The organism is Actinoplanes sp. NPDC026670, from assembly GCF_040638175.1.
In the GTDB taxonomy this organism is placed as follows: domain Bacteria; phylum Actinomycetota; class Actinomycetes; order Mycobacteriales; family Micromonosporaceae; genus Actinoplanes.
The window spans coordinates 1-1,052 of record NZ_JBEZXU010000220.1; the positions used below are offsets into that span (position 1 = coordinate 1).

Genomic DNA, 1,052 nt, shown 5'->3' on the forward strand with positions numbered 1-1,052 from the left:
ACAGCACGGTGCTGGTCGGCGCGTCCGTCGGGCTGGAGGCCGCGGCCAGCTCGATCCGGGCGTACGAACAGCAGGTGGTGCCCGGTCTCCTGGAGACCGAGGAGTACGCGAGCGCGATGATCCGGGCCGCCCGGCCCGACTTCACGCCCGATCAGGTACAGCAACGGGTGCGTGTCCGTTTGGGCCGTCAGTCGTTGTTGACGCAGGATGATCCGGTCGATCTGTGGGTGGTGCTCGATGAGGCGGTGGTGAGCCGTCCGGTGGGCGGGGACGAGGTCATGCGTGACCAGCTCAAACGGCTGGTCGAGGTGGCGGAACTGCCGAACGTGACGCTCCAGATCCTGCCTTTCGAGGTGGGGGCGCACGCCGGCATGGACGGCACCTTCACGATCCTCAGCTTCCCTGAGCCCGGTGATCCGGATGTCGTGTACGCGGAGAATGCCACGGGTGGGCTCTTCCTGGAGAAGAGTGACGAACTGCAGAAGTACAGCTTCATCTTCGATCACATCCGAGCGGCGGCCATTCGCCCTGAGGAGTCCATCGCACACATCGCGAAACTGGCAGAGGAGCCGTTGTGGAAATGGCGACCAAGGGGTTCCCCGCGGACCTGACGCAGGCGACATGGTTCAAGAGCTCGAAGAGCGGGCCGAACTGTGACAACTGCGTGGTGGTGGCGTACGTGACGGGGGCGGTCGGCGTGCGGGACTCGAAGGACAAGACGGGCCCGGCCCTGGTCTTCGCCCCGGGTGACTGGCACGCCTTTGTCGCCAGCACCAGGGGCGGTGCGTTCGACAGGGGCTAGACGGGACTGTGAAGTGACGGGATCCCCCGTCCGGCGGTAGGCCGGGCGGGGCATCACCGTGCCCGCGCGCCCCAGCCGGGTGCGAAGACGTCCCGCCGCCCCGTCGCCACATCGGGCCCGCGTCGTTGTACCCCTCGGTACGGCGCTGGTCGACAACCCGCCGCACGGATCGGCAACCGAGCGAGGCAGGCGAGACGGATGACGACGATCGGGTCAGACAACCTCACCAACGGTCCGGGCAAGCCGGAAC

General features: G+C 67.4%; 2 protein-coding genes. Both read left to right on the forward strand.

The annotated features are described in order from the left end of the window. A partial coding sequence (locus AB0E94_RS53240; RefSeq protein WP_360344681.1) for a DUF5753 domain-containing protein occupies positions 1-611 on the forward strand: 611 nt, incomplete at its 5' end. Then, positions 581-802, forward strand: a complete 222-nt coding sequence (locus AB0E94_RS53245) for a DUF397 domain-containing protein (protein ID WP_360344684.1) — start codon at positions 581-583, stop codon at positions 800-802. The genes AB0E94_RS53240 and AB0E94_RS53245, both read left to right, overlap by 31 nt. Positions 803-1,052 lie beyond the last annotated feature (250 nt).

Coding starts and splice junctions, on each gene's coding strand:
- AB0E94_RS53245 (WP_360344684.1), top strand. CDS start 581: ATGGCGACCAAGGGGTTCCCCGCGGACCTGACGCAGGCGACATGGTTC.